This is a genomic window from Ewingella americana (genome assembly GCF_006438725.1).
In the GTDB taxonomy this organism is placed as follows: domain Bacteria; phylum Pseudomonadota; class Gammaproteobacteria; order Enterobacterales; family Enterobacteriaceae; genus Ewingella; species Ewingella americana_A.
The window spans coordinates 333,323-350,850 of record NZ_RCZD01000001.1 but is presented as its reverse complement, the minus strand read 5'-3'; the positions used below and the strand labels follow the sequence as shown (position 1 = coordinate 350,850).

Annotated in this window: 12 protein-coding genes and 1 pseudogene; 4 read left to right on the top strand and 9 right to left on the bottom strand. The window is 53.3% G+C overall.

Annotated elements, in window-relative coordinates:
• Nucleotides 1-15: 15 nt before the first annotated feature.
• The 5 genes from araC to phoA all read right to left on the bottom strand — a co-directional run bounded on the left by araC (nucleotide 16) and on the right by phoA (nucleotide 6,667).
• Entirely contained in the window at nucleotides 16-918 is a 903-nt protein-coding gene (gene araC, locus EAH77_RS01510) for an arabinose operon transcriptional regulator AraC (protein WP_140470036.1), read from the bottom strand.
• A gap of 78 nt (nucleotides 919-996) precedes the next feature.
• The gene (locus tag EAH77_RS01505) at nucleotides 997-3,003 is read right to left on the bottom strand and encodes a beta-galactosidase (protein WP_140470035.1); all 2,007 of its coding nucleotides are present in this window, start codon (nucleotides 3,001-3,003) and stop codon (nucleotides 997-999) included.
• Between the two features lie 16 nt (nucleotides 3,004-3,019).
• Entirely contained in the window at nucleotides 3,020-4,252 is a 1,233-nt protein-coding gene (locus EAH77_RS01500) for an oligosaccharide MFS transporter (RefSeq protein WP_140470344.1), read from the bottom strand.
• A 268-nt stretch (nucleotides 4,253-4,520) separates the two neighbouring features.
• Nucleotides 4,521-4,787 (bottom strand): helix-turn-helix domain-containing protein, encoded by a 267-nt coding sequence (locus tag EAH77_RS01495; RefSeq protein ID WP_241673390.1) that lies wholly within the window; start codon nucleotides 4,785-4,787, stop codon nucleotides 4,521-4,523.
• Between the two features lie 461 nt (nucleotides 4,788-5,248).
• Complete coding sequence (gene phoA / locus EAH77_RS01485; protein ID WP_140470033.1) at nucleotides 5,249-6,667, bottom strand: alkaline phosphatase; 1,419 nt, start codon at nucleotides 6,665-6,667, stop codon at nucleotides 5,249-5,251.
• Between the two features lie 113 nt (nucleotides 6,668-6,780).
• On the opposite strand from phoA, the pseudogene EAH77_RS01480 reads away from it, so the two are divergent.
• Nucleotides 6,781-7,784: pseudogene (locus EAH77_RS01480) on the top strand (IS4 family transposase); the annotation flags it as partial.
• Between the two features lie 51 nt (nucleotides 7,785-7,835).
• Here the strand turns inward: EAH77_RS01480 and EAH77_RS01470 are convergent.
• Both EAH77_RS01470 and EAH77_RS01465 read right to left on the bottom strand, forming a co-directional pair.
• Nucleotides 7,836-8,756: a L,D-transpeptidase family protein gene (locus tag EAH77_RS01470; protein ID WP_140470030.1), complete on the bottom strand. Its 921-nt coding sequence runs from the start codon at nucleotides 8,754-8,756 to the stop codon at nucleotides 7,836-7,838.
• A gap of 266 nt (nucleotides 8,757-9,022) precedes the next feature.
• Complete coding sequence (locus EAH77_RS01465) at nucleotides 9,023-10,585, bottom strand: DHA2 family efflux MFS transporter permease subunit (protein ID WP_140470029.1); 1,563 nt, start codon at nucleotides 10,583-10,585, stop codon at nucleotides 9,023-9,025.
• Between the two features lie 78 nt (nucleotides 10,586-10,663).
• Here EAH77_RS01465 and EAH77_RS01460 point away from each other — a divergent pair, with 78 nt between their 5' ends.
• Together EAH77_RS01460 and EAH77_RS01455 are read left to right on the top strand one after the other, a co-directional pair.
• On the top strand, nucleotides 10,664-11,791 hold the full coding sequence (locus tag EAH77_RS01460; RefSeq protein WP_140470028.1) for an HlyD family secretion protein: 1,128 nt from the start codon (nucleotides 10,664-10,666) through the stop codon (nucleotides 11,789-11,791).
• Nucleotides 11,792-11,856: 65 nt separating this feature from the next.
• Nucleotides 11,857-12,441, top strand: a complete 585-nt coding sequence (locus EAH77_RS01455) for a TetR/AcrR family transcriptional regulator (RefSeq protein WP_140470027.1) — start codon at nucleotides 11,857-11,859, stop codon at nucleotides 12,439-12,441.
• Between the two features lie 83 nt (nucleotides 12,442-12,524).
• Here EAH77_RS01455 and EAH77_RS01450 read toward each other — a convergent pair whose 3' ends face one another.
• The gene (locus tag EAH77_RS01450; RefSeq protein ID WP_140470026.1) at nucleotides 12,525-14,645 is read right to left on the bottom strand and encodes a TonB-dependent siderophore receptor; all 2,121 of its coding nucleotides are present in this window, start codon (nucleotides 14,643-14,645) and stop codon (nucleotides 12,525-12,527) included.
• 456 nt (nucleotides 14,646-15,101) lie between these two features.
• On the opposite strand from EAH77_RS01450, the gene EAH77_RS01445 reads away from it, so the two are divergent.
• Complete coding sequence (locus tag EAH77_RS01445; protein WP_140470025.1) at nucleotides 15,102-15,389, top strand: Bor family protein; 288 nt, start codon at nucleotides 15,102-15,104, stop codon at nucleotides 15,387-15,389.
• A 124-nt stretch (nucleotides 15,390-15,513) separates the two neighbouring features.
• Here the strand turns inward: EAH77_RS01445 and EAH77_RS01440 are convergent, their stop codons facing one another.
• Nucleotides 15,514-17,472 carry a glycoside hydrolase family 3 protein gene (locus EAH77_RS01440; RefSeq protein ID WP_140470024.1) on the bottom strand — a complete coding sequence of 653 codons (1,959 nt, stop codon included), beginning with the start codon at nucleotides 17,470-17,472 and terminating at the stop codon, nucleotides 15,514-15,516.
• Nucleotides 17,473-17,528: the final 56 nt, after the last annotated feature.

The window sequence follows — 17,528 nt, the reverse complement described above, 5'->3', positions numbered from 1 at the left end:
GTGAAGAGTCATCCGTTATGGCGCGCTTTCCGGGTCACGCGATGCGTCCCGCTCCTCGAAATTACGCCGGTACTGCGTCGGGCTGACGGACAGGTGCTTACGGAAAATACGTGAGAAATAGAGCTGATCTTCATAGCCGACGGTTTGAGCGATTTTGGCGATGGGCTGCTGGCTGACCTGCAACAACGTTTTTGCCCGGTTGATACGTTGCTCTTCGCGCCAGCACAGGATGGTGGTATTCAGCTCCTGCTTAAACAGATGTGCCAGACGCGACGGGGAGAGAAATACCCGCTGTGCCAGCTCATCAATTTTAATGTCGCGGTCCAGATGTTCATTGAGGTACAGGCACACCTGGCTGATGCGTCGATCGCGCTTTGGGTTGTTGTGGAGAGGCAAAAGTTGCTGGCAGTGCAGGATCAGCTTTTCCAGCGCATTCATCGCCAGTGCTTCTGATAGCTGGCCGCCGCTGTCACTGTGGGTCAGGATGTCCTTGAACAGCGTCATCACTTCCTCCATTTTTCCCTGTGACGGTAGCGATAACTGACCGATGGCGCACCCGCTGGTTTGCCAGTTCAGCCAGTCTATCCAGTAAGAGCGCGGGCGAAAATAGACCCACAGATGATCCCAGCTGTCGCTGTGCGCTGCCCGGCCATAATAGTGAGGGATGCCCGGCGGAAACAGCAGCAGGTCGCCGGGATGACAAGCCCGGTGGTCATTGCCTGAGGTGATGTCCCCCTGACCGGATAAGGTCAGATTGAGGATATAACCCTTCATACCGTTGGGCCGGTTAATGAAGTAATCCAGCGGGCTGTCGGTGGTGATCGGGGTAAAGCCTGCCACCAGATAGGCCTGAAAACTGAATTTTTTCATCAGCGGTGAATGGTGGAGAAAATCAAAACTGTCCGCCAGCTGGCTCATGTCACGGTCCTGTCTCTGCTGATAAACCCGTAGTACCTGCCGGGTGTGTGTCACACCTGCGGCAGATGATTGATGTTATCAGCTTGTGACGATTGCTACACCCCAGGGGGCCAGTGTCATTGACGGTTTGGCTTCAAGTGACTCACCGCTGAGTAATTCACGCCGGGCATTCCCGCTCAATACCACCTGTTGCGGGCTGGCCGAGTAATTCAGATAATAACGAATCTGTTTGCCGTCAGCCCCCAGGCCGCCGCGCACGATCAGCGGATAGGTGTGATCACTCATTCTTGAGCCAAGGGAAATGTCCCGCGTGAAATGGCGCACCAGCTGTTTTATCAGCGCCCCGTCGGGCAGGAATCCGATATACATCGCTTTCCCCCGGCCAAATGGGTTCTCCGTAATGGCCGCATACTCTCCCCACACCGGGTGTTCATAACGAGCCAGCACCTGTGCGCAGGTTGGGGTCAGTAATTCCATCCACATCGATACCGCTGATTGCTGCTCATCCAGAGACAATACGTCAGACGTAATGTGGCTGTTATCGGGCAAAATGAACTGGTTATAGGTGACACCACAACTCTCATGCAAAATGCCGGGCTGCGCGCTCTGGCGCACCTTCACGTGCTGATCGCTAAAGCCGGATTTAAAACTGATGATGGCGCGCCCACCGGCTTCAATGTAGGCATTTATGCTGTGCAGTGTGGCGTCATCGGCGGCGTACAGTGCGGGGACGATCAGCAATTTATACTGGCGGGTGTTTACCCCGACCTGATTTATCACGTCAACGGACAGGTTATCTTCATACAGCGCGTCGTAAAAACGCCGGAAGATGTCGTTGTACTGATTACTGTCGCCGGGTTGTGGTTTAAAGGCATTGAAGGCGTCCATCGCTTCATTGCTGACCAGAATCGCGACATCATTGGTGATCTTCATGCCGGCCAGCTGAGGTGCGAGGCGGGCGAAATCTGCGCCAATGGTTTTGGCCTCCAGATAGGTAGGGTTTGCTGCGAAGTCATGGCTCAGTAGCCCCTTCCAGTAGGTTTCAAACGCGTTATGGATGGAGTGCCAGTGCCAGTATGAAAGAAGCGTAGCCCCCGATGCCAGATGGCTGAAAGCCTGTAACCGCAGCTGGCCGGGGTAAGGCACCCATTGGGCGAAACCTTGCGCTTCGGTCTCCATCACAAAATAGTTTTGCCCCGGTTTCATGCCACGGGCAATATCCCCGCCAAAGGCGATCTCTTTGCCGGTCAGATGGTCCTGCGATGGGTGATAAATATCCACGCTGGCCACGGTCATGGCTTTTGCTGCAGCAAAGTGATCCACCCTGGGTTGTACGCCAAAGGAGTAACCCCGCCATTCGAAATCAAAATTTTGTGTCACAAACTGAGACGGCTGACGGTATTCATTCACTATTTTCGCCTGCCACGCCAGATAATCTGTCACACACTGGCGCTGAAAGCGGGAAAACGCACAGGTCAGGCTGGCATTGATAGAGGTCTCCGGTGGCGGAAAATCACTCCAGTCGTCAATGCGGTTACTCCAGTAATTTAGCCCAAAGGCCTCATTCATCTGGCTGATATCGGGGAACTGTTGTTGTAGCGAAGCGATGAACTTATCGCGTATCAGCGGGCCGCAGTTATCATAATGTTTGGTTTCGTTATCCACCTGATAACCGATAACCGCCGGGTGATCCTGAACGTGGTCCAGGAGTACCCGAATGATCGTTTCCGCATGGCGCAAAAAATCAGGGTTAACGATATCCATGATTTGCCGCCGGCCATATTTTTGCTGCCCCTGTGGCGTCGTCACCATGATGGCGGGATATTTCCGCGCCAGCCAGGCCGGGATCGCGTAGGTCGGTGTGCCGATAATCACGGCAATTCCCGCATTATGCATGGCGTCCAGTACGCGATCGATATGGCGGAAGTGGTATTCCCCTTCACGCGGCTCCAGCGTACTCCAGGTGGATTCCGCGATGCGCACCACATTGATGCCTGCGTCCAGCATCATCTCAATGTCTTTTTCCAGCCGCTCGTGCGGCATATATTCATCATAATAAGCGACGCCATAATATAATTGGCTCATAACAGCTCTCCATTAATCAGCCTGAAACGGCTTCCTGAGATAAACGCTGACGCGTAGGTGACAGCGTGAAGATCGAAATAAAGGTGAAGCTCAGCGCAATCAGTCCGAGAATAATGTAGGTGTCGCGGAAATCCAGCGTGTTATACATTTTGCCAACGGCACCGGAGAGAAATATCTCGCTGAAGCGTTTGGAAAATTGGAAACCGATCAAATACACCGTAGCGGAAATATAGGCAGGGAAGTTGGCGGAAATATATTTCAGCCCTGCGACTAAAAATACCGAGCTTTCGAAGCCGTGCAGCATTTTAATTGCACTGATACTCAGCGGGCCGACTGCGTAGGCGGAACCAATAATGCGGATACTCATGATAATTCCGCAGTATAACAAGGCGTTTTTGGGGCCAATTTTGTTCACAAACCAGGGCGCGAAAAACATCACAACGGCATCGAGGAAGATTTGGCCGGTATAGAGATAGCCATACACGGCGGCGCCTTCGGCTTTGGTCGTAAAGAAGCGGCTGTAATAAATGGCAAACTGCTGGTCGTATGTTTCATACACTGCACCGACGCCGACCATATACAGTGCGAAGAACCAGAAACCCCGTGTTTTGAGCAGGGTGATGACATCCTCGCGGGAAATGGTCTTTTTACTGTCGACTTGTACCGGGCATGAACTGTCATGTTTCGGGTCGGTCATGTACACCACAAACAGCAGGAATACCCCGGCCAGACTGGCCATCCAGAAAATATAATCCTGATTAATGCCATATAACTCACCGGCCATGAACGTCCCGACGGCGGCACCTAAACCACCAAACATGCGCGCCCGGCCAAATTCAAAACCGGTCATCCGGCTGACTTTATCAATATAAGCCTCGCACACGCCGCAGCCTGCACCAAAGGCAAAACCGATATAAACACCACCGGCCAGCGCACCGGCAATAACGTGATATTTCATCAGGGGAGCGAAGACATAAATCCAGTAGGGCGCGAACAGCACCATAATAATGGCCAGCATCCACATCAGGTGTTTGCGAAATTTAAGTTTATCGGAAATAAAACCAAATATTGGTTGAATACAAACTGAGACAATTGCTGTAAAGGAATAAACCAATCCGACATCACTATAGCTAACGCCAATCGTGTCGGTCAGCCACAGGGATAAATAGGGATAACAGGCACCCCAGCAGATAAAAAAGAAAAAGAAGAACAAACAACACATCAGGTAATTTCGATTTACTCTTCCCATCATACTCTCCGTTATTCTGGTTATTGGCTGTTTCAGCGTTGTAGGGTGCAAACAACCTGAACACTAAAATACGCAGAGCGGAAAGCGGGCATCAGGGGGAAAGTCGCTGTCGGTATGAAAAAATCTGCTGCGGCAATAGAATTTGTGACAGAACTCTCTCAGGCAACGGCAGGGAGAGGACGTGATGTTCATCAACAGCCGCGTATTAAGGCGGTGACAACAAGCGGGCATGAAACGTTCAGGCTCACTTCACCGCCAGATAGCAGACTCAGTCTTTCTTTTTATTCCTCATGATTTTGACGATGGGCTGTCCATTTTCAGTGAAATAACGCTGCGGCCAGATCTCAGCAGGCCTGACACCAATCGCATTGGCTATCAACAGCTCTCCTTTCGGCCAGGGCCGGGAAAGTGCATTGGACAAGGTTGATGAGCTAAGGCCTGACTGGCGGGACAAGGCTGCCAGCGTGGTGCCTTTTTTGTGCAAGGCAGCGATGATATCCGCCGGATGCCAGTTCTGACGTGGGTGAGGGCGCAGAGAGGAGAGTGAGGACTTCTCGTAACGGGTACTTTTTACAGTTTGATGGGAGATAGACATTCGCATTTTCCGTTGCATAACGAATTTCGCTACCAACCTGAGGTGCAAATCTCTTGGGTGGTAGCCCAGGCGGAGTTTGCACTACCGGCCACAACGGATCACCGGCCAGCCCGAAGGCTGCCCCGCCTGAGCCACCATAGAGCAATTGCTTATTACGTGAACGAGTAACAAACAAAAGGTGTGCCAAGGCTTCAATATATAAAGGTAATCTATATATCGACGTTGTGTTATGCAGGGTGCAAATCCCGGCTGCGGATTTTGCCGCAGCGAGCGAAACTATACCGTAATCGCTTAGCGGAAACCAATCACCTGATGAGGCTTTATATAAGTCACTGGCGTTAACCCAATAAATAATCCGGCCTGTAAGCCGGGTTATTTACCCAAGGTAAGAATGGACTCTGTTATTTAATCGCCATCGCATTTTTGATGGTAAAGAACAGATCGGTCTGGTCAGTCAGTCCCACCACGTTCGCCGCATGCGGACCATAGGCCGCAATGCGCAACTGTGCCCCGGTGTGGCCCTGAGAATCATCTTCGGAGTTACCGTAACTGATGGTCATTGGTGCGCCGTCTTTCGTCGTCAGCGTCTGCGTCAGGCCTGGCGCTTTGGCGTCGGTTTCAATGATCTGGCTGGAGTGTGCGTGGTCAGCTGTCACAATCACCAGCGTATTGCCCTCTTTGCGGGCAAATTCGAGGGCTTTTTGTACGGCTTCGTCGAGATCGACCGTTTCGCCGAACTGCCCGCACGGGTTGGCGGCGTGATCCTGTTTATCAATCGACGCGCCTTCCACTTGCAGGAAGAAGCCCTTTGGCTGCGTTTTTAGCAAGTCGATGGCTTTTTCGGTCATCACGGCCAGCGTCGGAATGTCTTTGGTACGCTGAGGATTGGCTTCGCAGGTGACGGCCGGTTTATCGATATTGCCATGATAACTGGCTTTTGGACCGCTCCAGCGTACCGGCATGTTGCCTGCTGAGAACAGGCCCAGCAGCGGTTTTTTCTGATCGGCCAGCGTCACGGCATTCAGCTCATCGGCATTTTCCACCCATTGATAACCCTGCGCAGTGGCCTGATCTTTGAGTGATTTTCCCTGAAACTCGCCACTTTTGGCCAGCTGGCTGAAGGATTTGGCGCCGCCGCCCAACGTGACGTCCGCACGGGCTTTCAGTAATTGTTCGGTGATCGAGCCACGGCCACCATTTTCCAGGGCGTTAGTCGGGCATTTTTCACTGGTCTCTTCGGGACCGTAGCATTTGCGCGATGTAACGTGGGATATCTGCGCCGCCGGGGTGGCATCCTGCAACTCGGCGGTAGAGACGTTACCGGTCGCAAAACCGGCCGCTTTGGCCATTTCCAGCAGTGTGGCGTGGTCCTTACTATTAACGTCTACGCCCAGCGCGCCGTTGTAGCTTTTCACGCCGGTTGACCAGGCCGTTGCAGAGGCGGCGGAGTCAGTGACGTAGTTTGGCTTATGGGTCTTTTTATCCAACGAATAGTGGGTGTACTGACCGGTCAGCGGTAGCGCATCAATCCCTTTGAAATAACCACCCGCACCCAGCGCGTAATTACGCGCAGAGGTGATTTCAGAATCTCCCATGCCGTCGCCGATCAGTAGGATCACATTTTTCACCGTCTTGTTGGACAGTGACGCTTTCAGCGCTTCGGTTTGATCGCCATTTAGACGGCGCGCGCCGCCCTGTTCGGTAATATCGCCCCTGGCGGCACGGGACGTCAGGGACTCGTCGGCTAATGCAGTCTGAGCAGAAGAGAGGATCAGAGCGGCGAGAACCGCACGGGCGATCAGAGATACAGGCTGGTGCATAGCGAAAACTCCTTGTAGTGAATCGTCAGAAAAGAAGAGATACAACTTGTCTTACTTTGTTACACGGGAGCTTAAGTCAGTGGCGTGACGCTTTTATGACATCGTCAATCTAAGTTAAAAAAAGCGATGCCTTTTCACGTTCACTTGACCCTCTCTGGATCCACCAGGCCCTGACTGCCTGCCAGAAGGCCAGTATTCGCAGGCGTCGTCTGCCTGCTGAGCAGGCTGTATGGCTCATCCTGATGATGGGGTTGTTGCGTGATTTATCCATCAAAGATGTCTGCCATCATCTGGATATTGTCATTCAGCCCGATTACGGTTATCAGAGTCTTGCACCCAGTGTTTTAACCGCTGCACGCCAGCGGCTGGGAGAAGCGCCACTTCGCTATCTTTTTCATGCCTGCAACGAAGCATGGCAGCCCGCAGCACTCGGACCAGCTACTTTCCATGGCCTCCGGATACTGAGCGTCGACGGGACACTCTTTCGCACACCCGATTCACCCGAGAACGCCACCGCTTTTGGATTTATTGAGCCGTCCACCGGCACGTTCCCTCAGGTCCGGATGGTTGGGCTGATGGCAACCCATTCCCATATGCTGCTGGATGCAGCTTTTGGTGGCGCTACCGAAGGCGAGTTAACGCTCGCTCACCGTCTGATTTCTTCTGCTCCGGACCACACTCTGACGCTGTTCGACCGTTGTTATTTCAGCGCTGCTTTCTTCCTGGAGTGGCAACAGGCAGGCACTGCCACGCACTGGCTGACGCCCGTAAAAAGCAAGCTTCGCTATGAAGTTATCGAACGATACAGCGATTACGACATGCTTATTGAGATGTGGTCTCCTATAATCTGCTGAGAAAGGAAATGGTTGATATAGCAGGGGAGGCTGGAGTCATACCGACGCGAATTAGCTTTGTTGCGGCATTAAATATCCTGGTATCGCAGGTCAGAGTGAGCGGTAAAGGCGCTGCGGGAAACATCCCTAAGCATCTGAAAGGAATGAGGGAAAATGTAAAAGCGTTTATCCTTCCGGAAAAAAGAAAGCACCGACGATACGATCGTACAGTGCTTTACATACCACCTAAATATCCGTTCAGTTTTAAGTCACGTGAGGCTTAAGTGAACGGCATTACCTCATTTGAGGAGCTTTTTGCAGCGACTGAGGTTGAATTAATTCACCTGAGTAGGCATACCTGAACGCAGTTCGAGGGCGCGCTGAACGATGGTTTGGTTAACGCTTGGGTCCATAGCCACGGCACCGACTTTACCGGTCAGGGATACAGGGATGGGTTCCTGCGAGTCAAATTCCTGCTGATTTGCAGACAGCGGGTTATGGATCTCAATGTAACGCTTGCCATTTGGCTCAACGGTGGCCTTGACCGGCTCATTGATGAACTGTACGCGGGTGCCCTGCGGCACGTTATCGTATAGCCATTTGATGTCAGCATCACGCAGACGCACACAGCCATGGCTCACACGCAGTCCAATACCGAAGTTAGCATTGGTACCGTGAACGGCATAAAGACGACCTACATAGAGCGCATACAGACCCATCGGGTTGTCCGGGCCAGCGGGGAAGACAGCGGGCAGGAATTCACCGCGCGCGGCATATTCTTCATGCATTTTAGCCGTTGGCGTCCAGGTTGGACCGGCTTTTTTACGCTGGATAGTTGTCACCCAGTTCAATGGGGTGTCTTTACCCAGTTCGCCGATGCCGATTGGCAGAACGACCACCGTATTGCTGCCTTTCGGGTAGTAGTAAAGACGCATTTCAGCGCTGTTGATGACGATACCTTCATGCGGCGTATCTGGCAGGATCAACTGGTGTGGAATGGTCAGTACAGTGCCCGGTACAGGCAGGAAAGGATCCACGCCAGGGTTGGCTTCAAGCATATTGCTCAGGCCCATCTGGAACTGTGCTGCATAGCTTTCCAGCGGTAATTTGCTGTTTTCTGGAACGGTGACGGTGATGTTTTCCCCAATCAGCCGGCCGTTATTGGTCGGGAGAGGATAGACCACGGCAGAGGCTGCCTGGCTGTACGCAGCAACTGCCAAAACCATAGTAAGGATCGCGCGAATGCTCATTTTCATATTTTCGTTGGTTATTGTTATTGCCACACAGGCAGTTGTTGTCAGATTGTTCCCCCGGCGTTAAATGGCCGGATGACTATTGTAGATACACATGGGCTTGAGAGAGAATCAAGATGTGTAACCAATCACATTTCTGGGCCGCCAATTATAAGGATTTATTTCAAACAGGCCAAAGCTTTCTCAGTAAGTATGAAAAGTTCCCTAAAGAGACTGCATTTTTTACCGGATTGATCACAGACCTTTTACATTTCATGACACTCCACCGCTTATTTTCGACAAAACGGCACCATCAGCAGCGCGGCGAGAAACATCCATGACATCAGCATAAACACATCATTAAAGGCCAGCGTGAAGGCATCGGCCGCCACTGTTGCACCGAATACGCTTTTGGCCATCATCAGCGCGTGCTGGACATCGGGCGTAATTTGCGAAAATCGGGCTGCTACGGCGGCAATCACCTCCTGCGCTTCGCGGCCTGAGTGCCCCAGTGTTTCGCCGAAATGGGCAGTATGCGCGCGCGTCCAATCCTGCAACCAGGTATTGACGGTCGCGATACCAATGGCGCCGCCAAGATTACGCATCAGATTGAATAACCCCGACGCATAGCGCAGCTCCGGTCCCTGAAATGCCGTCAACGCCATATTCACGCTGGGGACGATGCACAACATGATGAAGAGTCCGCGAATAATTTGTGGCCACAAAAACTGGTCTGCGCCCCATTGTGTGGTCACGGCGCTGGTCAGCCACATGCTGAGTGAGAACCCCAGCAGACCCACGGCCACCAGGATCCGCCGGTCGACCACGCCGATTAATTTTGCCGCCAAAATCGTACTGAAAAATTGCCCGATGCCTACTACAAAGACCGTAGTGCCGATTTGCAGACTGTCGAAATCGCGGATGCGGCCAAGAAATACCGGCGTCAGGTAGGTTGAGGCATAAAGCCCGAAGCCGATCACCAGATTAAACACACAGGCAAACGTGAAGGTGGGGTCGCGAAAGGGCGTGAGCCGCACGATCGGATTTTTGGAATAAAACGAACGCTCAAGAAATAGCACGAAGGCCACCAGTGAGAACCAGGCCGAGACCTGAATTTGTGGATCGCTAAACCAGTTTTTACGCGGCCCCTCTTCCAGTACATATTCCAGACAGCCCAGCGCGACGGCCATCGACAGCAAATGCACCCAGTCGATGCGTTTGAGCATCGGAAAATCGGCCTTATCGACGTGGATAAACAGTACCGCGCCGGTCGCCACCAGAATGCCGGGTATGATGTTAATGAAGAAGATCCAGCGCCAGTCCAGCCACTGAGTCACCACGCCGCCGACCGTCGGGCCAAGCGTCGGGGCCAGTACGCTGACCATGCCGAGAATGGCGGGGATCAGCGCCTGTTGTTTGCCTTTAAACAGGGTAAAACCGGTGGAAAACACCGTCGGCACCATGGCCCCACCGGTAAACCCCTGCAGGGCGCGAAAGAAAATCATTGATTCAATATTCCACGCCAGCCCGCAGCCGATGCTGCTCAGCGTGAACAGCGCCGCCGATGCACTGAACAGCCAGCGGGTTGACAGCGCCTGCGTCAGAAACGCCGAGAACGGGATCATCACCAGTTCGGCAATTAAATAGGAGGTTTGCACCCAGCTAATTTCATCCGGCCCGGCCGAAAGCCCTGCCTGCACATCGTTAAGCGAAGCGGCCACAATTTGGATATCGATCAGCGCCAGAAACATGCCGAATGCCATCACGCTGAAGATCAGAAACTTGCGCGCCGTCGGCAGGTCACCGGGGGCGACGGGCATAAGAGCAGAAGCGGGAATGCTTGCATCGGACATGTTCGGACCTTTTGTGCTTGTTTATATGATAGGCATCATATTAAGATGATGGCCATCATGCAATGAGCGGAAACAAAAATGAGCGAAACAGTGGCTACAGCACCGGCAGATGTTCCAGTTTCAACCAGCGGAAAAGTGGGGGCACGTCGTTCGTCGCGGATCTGGATCGTCAGCGGCATTGCGCTGGCGGTCGCGTCAGGCGGTGCATTGTGGTTGCTGGCCGCGCCTGCCAGTGAATCCACCGATGATGCTTATATCAGCGTCGATGCCACCACGGTAGCACCGAAGGTGAAGGGGTTTGTCGCTACGGTGCTGGTGAAACATAACCAGTGGGTGAAAGCCGGCCAGCCGCTGGTGGTCATTGACAGCGAAGAGTTCAATGCCCACGTGGCTTCGGCACAGGGGGATGTGGCCGATGGTAAAGCGCAGGTGGCTGCCCAACAGGCGGCGTTAATCAGCCAACAGGCACAGGAGCAACTGGCGCAGGCGCAGATTCAGGCCGCGCGCACGGCTATCCGTTCCTCACTGGCTGAACAGCAACACGCGCAGGATGAGCAGCGTCGTTATCAGTCGCTGGCGGTGAGCGGTGCCACATCGCGTAACGATGCAGACCGTTACAAAACCGTAGCGATCACCGCCGAGCAGGAAGCCGCTCATGCCAGCGCGATGCTCGACGTGGCGCAGAATCAGGCGCAGGTGACGCATGCCCAGCGCGCAGAAATTCAGGCCGCGCTGGCGCTGGCTCAGGCCACGGTGCAAAAAGCGCAGGCCGCGCTGGATCTGGCGCAGCAGGACCAAAAACACACCACGATTTTTGCCGCCGTGGACGGCGTGGTGGGTAACCGTCAGGTGCAGACTGGCGATTACGTCACGCCCGGCCAGCGCCTGATGACGCTGGTTCCCCTTGGCGATCTCTACGTGATGGCCAACTTTAAAGAGACACAGACCGAACGCATTCAGCCAGGGCAGAAAGCCAGCGTCAGCGTAGACGCACTGCCGGGCGTCAAATTCAGCGGCGTGGTGGACAGTCTGGCGCCAGGTTCAGGTTCCACCTTTGCACTGCTGCCGTTTGAGCCGGGCACCGGTAATTTTACTAAAATCGTGCAGCGTGTGCCGGTGCGTATTCGTCTGAATCCCGGGCAGCCGGAGCTGGTATCGCTGCGGCCGGGTCTGTCGGTCGATGCACGAATCAACCTGCGGGATTGATTGTCATGGCGCGGTGCGCCAGACTGTGGCCGCAGCTGGAACCGCCGTTTATCAGGGAGAAAACTATGCGTTATGAAAGTGAACATAAACCGAAAATCCGTGAACGTATCGTCAAAGAGGCGGCGAAAGCGATTCGCGCCAAAGGCCCGCAGCAGGTGAGCGTAGCGGGCGTGATGAGCAAAGCCGGGCTGACCCACGGCGGTTTTTATGCGCACTTTGCGTCGAAGGATGCGCTGATTCAGGCGGCTATCGGCCAGATGTTTGATCAGGTCATGGCGCGCTGGGAAAAAGACAACAAGGGCCTTGCGCCGCGTGAGCAACTGGCTGGTTATATTGATTTTTATCTTTCGCCGTGGCACCGCGATAACCGTGCGCTGGGCTGTCCGGTGTCGGCGCTGGCATCTGAAACACCGCGCATGACCGCACCTTGTCAGGCGGCGTTTGCTGCGGGTATTGCCAAGATTCGTGGCATGATTATCGGCCAGTTACGTGACATGCAAATCTCTGACCCGGAAACCCTTGCGGTATCGGTTATCGCTGAGCTGATGGGCGTTCTGTCGCTGGCGCGCTGTGAGCCCGATCGTGCGACATCGGATGCGCTGCTGGAAAATGCCAGAGTGAGGATCAAAGCGCGGCTCGGATTAGCATAAAAAAAGCCCTGATTGCTCAGGGCTTGAAAGGGCCGATATTGGAGGGAGGAACTGTGTGAAGTTTTTCCCGTTGTCGTCAGCTATCAGAAATCATAGCCAACGGTTGCCACCACGGTACGTTCCTGACCCCAGTAGCAATAGCTGGTGCCGTAACAGGCCGCGACATATTTCTTGTCGAACAGGTTATTAGCGTTGAACTGCACGTAAGCCCCTTTCAACTGAGGATTAAACTGCACCAGATTCATACGCACTGAGGCATCGACCAGCGTGGCTGACGGCATGCTCAGGGTGTTTTCGTTGTCTGCCCACTGCGTACCGATGTAACGCACACCTGCTCCCAGATCCACACCCACCGGCGTCTTATACTGACCCCAGATTGAAGCCATCTGTTTTGGCGTCACGTATGGCGTATTGCCGTCGTTACTGGTGGAATCATCAAAGCGCACTTTGTTATAGGTATAACCGGCCATCACGTTGAAGCGCTCGGTCACCTGTTTCTTCGCTTCCAGCTCAAGGCCCTGCGAACGGACTTTCCCTGCCGGCTCGTAGTAGCTGCCGACAACCACGCGGTTACCGACATCATCCTGCGTCAGGTCAAACAGCGCGGCGGTATACAGGTCTGACGTTCCCACCGGTTGGTATTTAATACCGGCTTCGTACTGCTCGCTTTGCATCGGTTTGAGCAGAGTGCCGTCCTGACCTGGCAGGGCAGACGGCGTCATCGCCTGGCTGTAGCTGACGTAAGGCGAGATACCGTTTTCAAACGCATACAGCAAAGAAGCACGGCTGTTGAAGTGACGGTCGGTACGCTCACTGTCAGTCTCTTTGACAGTAATGCTGTCATAGGCGGTATTTCTGGTTTTCAGTGTGTCGTAACGGCCGGACAGCGTCAGGTGCCACTGGTTCCAGCTCATATCATCCTGCAGATAGGTGCCCATCTGCTCATAACGATCTTTACCGGTTTTGCTGCTGTAGTAAGCCAGGTTCGGACCGCCGGTGTAACCGGTGTACGGGTTCAGCTGACTGGCCGTCGCGCCCAGTGATTTCAGGTCATTCATAAAGTAGGAGTAATCGAAACCGACCACCACTTTATGCTCCAGCTCGCCGGTGGCGAAATCTGCTTCCAGCTGGTTATCGATGGCAACGCTGTCCAGCGATGACGTCTCACCGGAGTAGTAACGGTTCATCAGGGTACGATCTGCATTCCAGCCTGCCTGATAGACCTGATCCAGCTCGGTGTTGGAGTGGGTGTAGTTGGCATTCTGACGGAATGACCACACGTCGTTGAAGGCGTGACGGAATTCGTAGCTGTAGATCTGCTCCCAGCGTTTGAACTGGTTGAGAGAAGATTCGCCATCGAAGAAGCCGCGGCTCAGTTTGTCGCCATACAGGCTGCCGTCGGCGGGCACGGCGGCGTGGTAACCACCGGACGGATCTTTTTGCAGATAGGCGCGCAGTAACAGCGAAGTGTTTTCATCTGGCTGCCACATCAGCTGCGGGGAGATGGCATAACGCTCTTCGCGCTGGTGGTCGTACTGGGTGTCGCTGCTGCGGGTCAACCCGGTCAGGCGGAATGCCCACTGGTCGTTGATGGCGTTGGTGTAATCGAATGCGCCGCCCTTGGTGTCTTGCGTGCCGCCGGAGAGACGGAAGTGGCCTTCTTCAGCAAACTGCGGGCGCTTGGTGCTTTCCATCACCAGACCGCCCGGAATGCTCTGACCATACAGGGCAGAAGAGGGGCCTTTGATCACATCGATGCGCTCCAGGAACCACGGATCTACCTGAATGGAGTTGTAGCTGGCGCCATCGCTGAGAATACGCAGGCCATCGAGGAAGGTGTTGTTAACGTCACCGCCGTGGAAACCGCGCAGGGAGATGGTGTCATAGCGGGTTGCGCCACCGGCAAAGTTGGTAAACACGCCCGGCGTATAGTTCAGGGCGGCGTTGACGGTGGTGGTGTTCTGGTCATCCATCTGCTGACGCGTCACGACGGATACGGCCTGACTGGTGGTAATAATCGGCTGATCGGTTTTGGTGGCCGTTCTGCTGGTTTTTGCGTTGTAACCCTGCGTTGGGGTATCCGCAGTCTGTGCCGGTGATGCAGTGACAACCACGGTTTCTTCCGCGAAAGAGGCAGCAGGAAGCGTCAGTGCGACGGCGCAAAGCAGCACCGAACGCTTAAGAGGGAAGGCCAGCTTATTCAAGTTCAAAGTCCCTATAAATAACAAAATAAATTATCGAGTGATGGATGACATACATGTGTCACCGGTAAAAAACGAACCCCAGAGGTCTACTTTTCAGCGCAGTGATTCCCACCGGTCAAAAGAATGTGTATTTAGGAATAGTTGGCGCAGATGTTAAACTTAATGATAATTGTTATCATTATTATTTTACATTTTCAAGTGAACTTTTTCAAAAGTTGTGAACTGAGGGGATTTTTATCCGCATGAATATCATGGAATTAGGTGAGGTTTTGGTCTAAGCCCGGAGGGAGAACGTGGTTAATATCAACTTTCCCTACATTTTTAAAAGTATGTGCCGATAACACTCAGGCTTCACTGCAGCGGTTTCGTCAACAAGAAACCCTTTTTCAGTCAGTGTTTTGTCGGAAAGCACTTTGCTTGCCGGTGTTATTTATTAGGGTTCATAGGAATTTTTTAATGAAAAAAGTATTACTTACAGCGGCTTTCGCCGTACTGTTGACCGGTTGTGCACAGCAGACTTTCAACCTGGGACAGGGCATTGCGACTAAGCCGAAAGTAGTGACGACACACCACTTCTTTGTGAGCGGAATTGGCCAGAGCAAATCCATTGATGCAGCAAAAGTCTGTGGCGGCGCCGATAAAGTCGTTCGCGTTGAAGCTCAGGAAACCTTCCCGGATGTATTGCTGGGGATGGTAACTTTCGGCATCTATACACCACGTGATGCACGCGTCTTCTGCTCATAAATGAAGCTGAGAAGAATAGTCTTTACTGGCTATAAACTTTACTGACTATAAATAGTAACGGGCACCTTATGTGCCCGTTTTTTTTGAAAAAAAATAATCTCCTAAATTCAATAATCTTTCTGTCTTAACGCGCCAGACCTGCGCCAATCGGGTAGAGCGGATTTTCGGTATCGTGCGGCAGATCTGATTTCTGCTTCAGCACCTCATCCATTGATGATGGCAGCTCAAACGGCAGTTTGCCGGTGTAGGCTTCATCGCTGGTCAGGCGGCTGAACAGTACCGCATCGCTGACGCCGAAGTTACCAATGATGGCTTTGGCTTTATTTTGCACATGGGTCAGGATGGCGGGGCGGTCAAGATAGACGGTCACCACCACCGGCACTTTGGCACTGGCTTTCACGATGGCCTGGTAATCAGCATTGTCGGAGGTGAACGCCAGTGAACCCTCGTGATGACGTTTGCCGAAGAAGTAATTTTTATGCGGTTGTTCGAACGGAGCCTGGGCCCGGATCACCGCCACATCGGCTTTTTCTGGTGCATCGACCACCGTGAAACCGGCTGCTACAGCGGCCTGTGGCGCGATGCCGTACAGCCACACTTTTTTACCTTTCTTCAGCGGTAACAGATTATCGCTGTTTTGCAGCAAGACCAGTGAACGGCCCTGCGCCGCGTTGGCCTCTTTCTGCCAGTCCTGACGGCCGACAGTTTGTGCCGCATTTTGCGTATCGACATAAGGATTTTCAAACAGACCGATGCGGAATTTTTGTTGCAGAATTCGCTCTACCGACTGATTAATCCGCGCTTCGCTCAGTTGCTTCTCCTCTACGGCTTTGACGATCATAGTAGAGTCGGTCACGCCGCCAAACTGATCCACGCCCGCTTCCACTGCTTTCACAAAGCGCGCCTGCTGGGTCAGGTTTTCAACACCCCATGACATTCCGCCCGGTACGGGTTCGACGCCCTCTTTGGTGCCGTTGATGCAGACGTCATCGCAGTCGTTGGTGATCAACCAGTCGCTGAGGATCACACCTTTGAATCCGTACTGGCCGCGTAAAATATCTGTCAGGAGTTGATGATTAAAACCGGCACCGACCTGTTCCACCTCTTTGCCTTCTATCATCAGGTTTTTCAGAATCGAATAGGTGGGCATAACACTGGCAACGTTAACTTCAAATGCACCGGTAAACGGATAAATATGTTCTTTTAGGTTATTACCGGGGAACGTGGCGTTCTTGCCATACACATTGTGGCTGTCGTAACCGTCCTGCGCCGCGCCATAACCGACCCAGTGTTTCACGACAGAAATCACGCTGCCGCTATTGAGACCGTCGGGTCCGTTCTGCATGCCTTCAATATAACCGCGCACCATATTGTGAACCCGCGTCGGGTCTTCACCGAAGGTCCCGCTGATCCTCGCCCAGCGGGGTTCGGTGGCTAAATCGGCCTGCGGTGAAAGGGCTTCACGGATACCGACCGCGGTGTACTCCTGGCGAATAATGTCGGCGTAACGGCGGGTGAGTTTCTCATCGCCAATTGCCGCCAGTCCGAGGGTTTCCGGCCATTGGGTAAATTTACCGGCTGAGGTGCTGGCCCCGTCGAGATATTCAAACGAATTACGCGGATCACTGCTGATGGTCAGCGGAATACCCAGCCGTGTGCCTTCCGCGATAGCCTGAAGTTTATTGTTTTCTTCAGCAAACGTTGCCGCGTCATCGGCGGAAAGGCGAGTGATCAGACTGTTGACCTTCTGGTCATCAATCATTTTTTTCGCCGCGGTTATATCATAATTTTTACCCGCGCCGATCGGGCTGTTGGCGGTTGGCGCGGAGCCGTGCATCATCACGCCGGCTTTCTCTTCCAGCGTCATACGCTTGATCAGATCCGCTGCGCGCAACGGCGGCGTCAGACGCCAGTCCTCATAGGGTTCGAGTTGGCCCGAATGGTTAAGGTCTTTAAATTGCAGGCCATCGACGGTGAGCACTCTCACTTCGCGCTGACTGAGTTCGGGCTGGGTATTGGCAGCATAAGCGCCAGTGGAGATAAGCAGGGCAGAAACCGCAAGGCTCAGAGGGTTGATATTCATCATCATCCTTAATAAACACGGGCAAGGGAAAGAAGAGGCACTTTGTTGATATTCTT

Bases quoted from the DNA above. Each gene is read 5' to 3' on its own strand.
- araC (WP_140470036.1), bottom strand. From the start codon at position 918: ATGAGCCAGCTGGCGGACAGTTTTGATTTTCTCCACCATTCACCGCTG.
- EAH77_RS01505 (WP_140470035.1), bottom strand. From the start codon at position 3,003: ATGAGCCAATTATATTATGGCGTCGCTTATTATGATGAATATATGCCG.
- EAH77_RS01500 (WP_140470344.1), bottom strand. From the start codon at position 4,252: ATGGGAAGAGTAAATCGAAATTACCTGATGTGTTGTTTGTTCTTCTTT.
- phoA (WP_140470033.1), bottom strand. From the start codon at position 6,667: ATGCACCAGCCTGTATCTCTGATCGCCCGTGCGGTTCTCGCCGCTCTG.
- EAH77_RS01470 (WP_140470030.1), bottom strand. From the start codon at position 8,756: ATGAAAATGAGCATTCGCGCGATCCTTACTATGGTTTTGGCAGTTGCT.
- EAH77_RS01465 (WP_140470029.1), bottom strand. From the start codon at position 10,585: ATGTCCGATGCAAGCATTCCCGCTTCTGCTCTTATGCCCGTCGCCCCC.
- EAH77_RS01460 (WP_140470028.1), top strand. From the start codon at position 10,664: ATGAGCGAAACAGTGGCTACAGCACCGGCAGATGTTCCAGTTTCAACC.
- EAH77_RS01455 (WP_140470027.1), top strand. From the start codon at position 11,857: ATGCGTTATGAAAGTGAACATAAACCGAAAATCCGTGAACGTATCGTC.
- EAH77_RS01445 (WP_140470025.1), top strand. From the start codon at position 15,102: ATGAAAAAAGTATTACTTACAGCGGCTTTCGCCGTACTGTTGACCGGT.
- EAH77_RS01440 (WP_140470024.1), bottom strand. From the start codon at position 17,472: ATGAATATCAACCCTCTGAGCCTTGCGGTTTCTGCCCTGCTTATCTCC.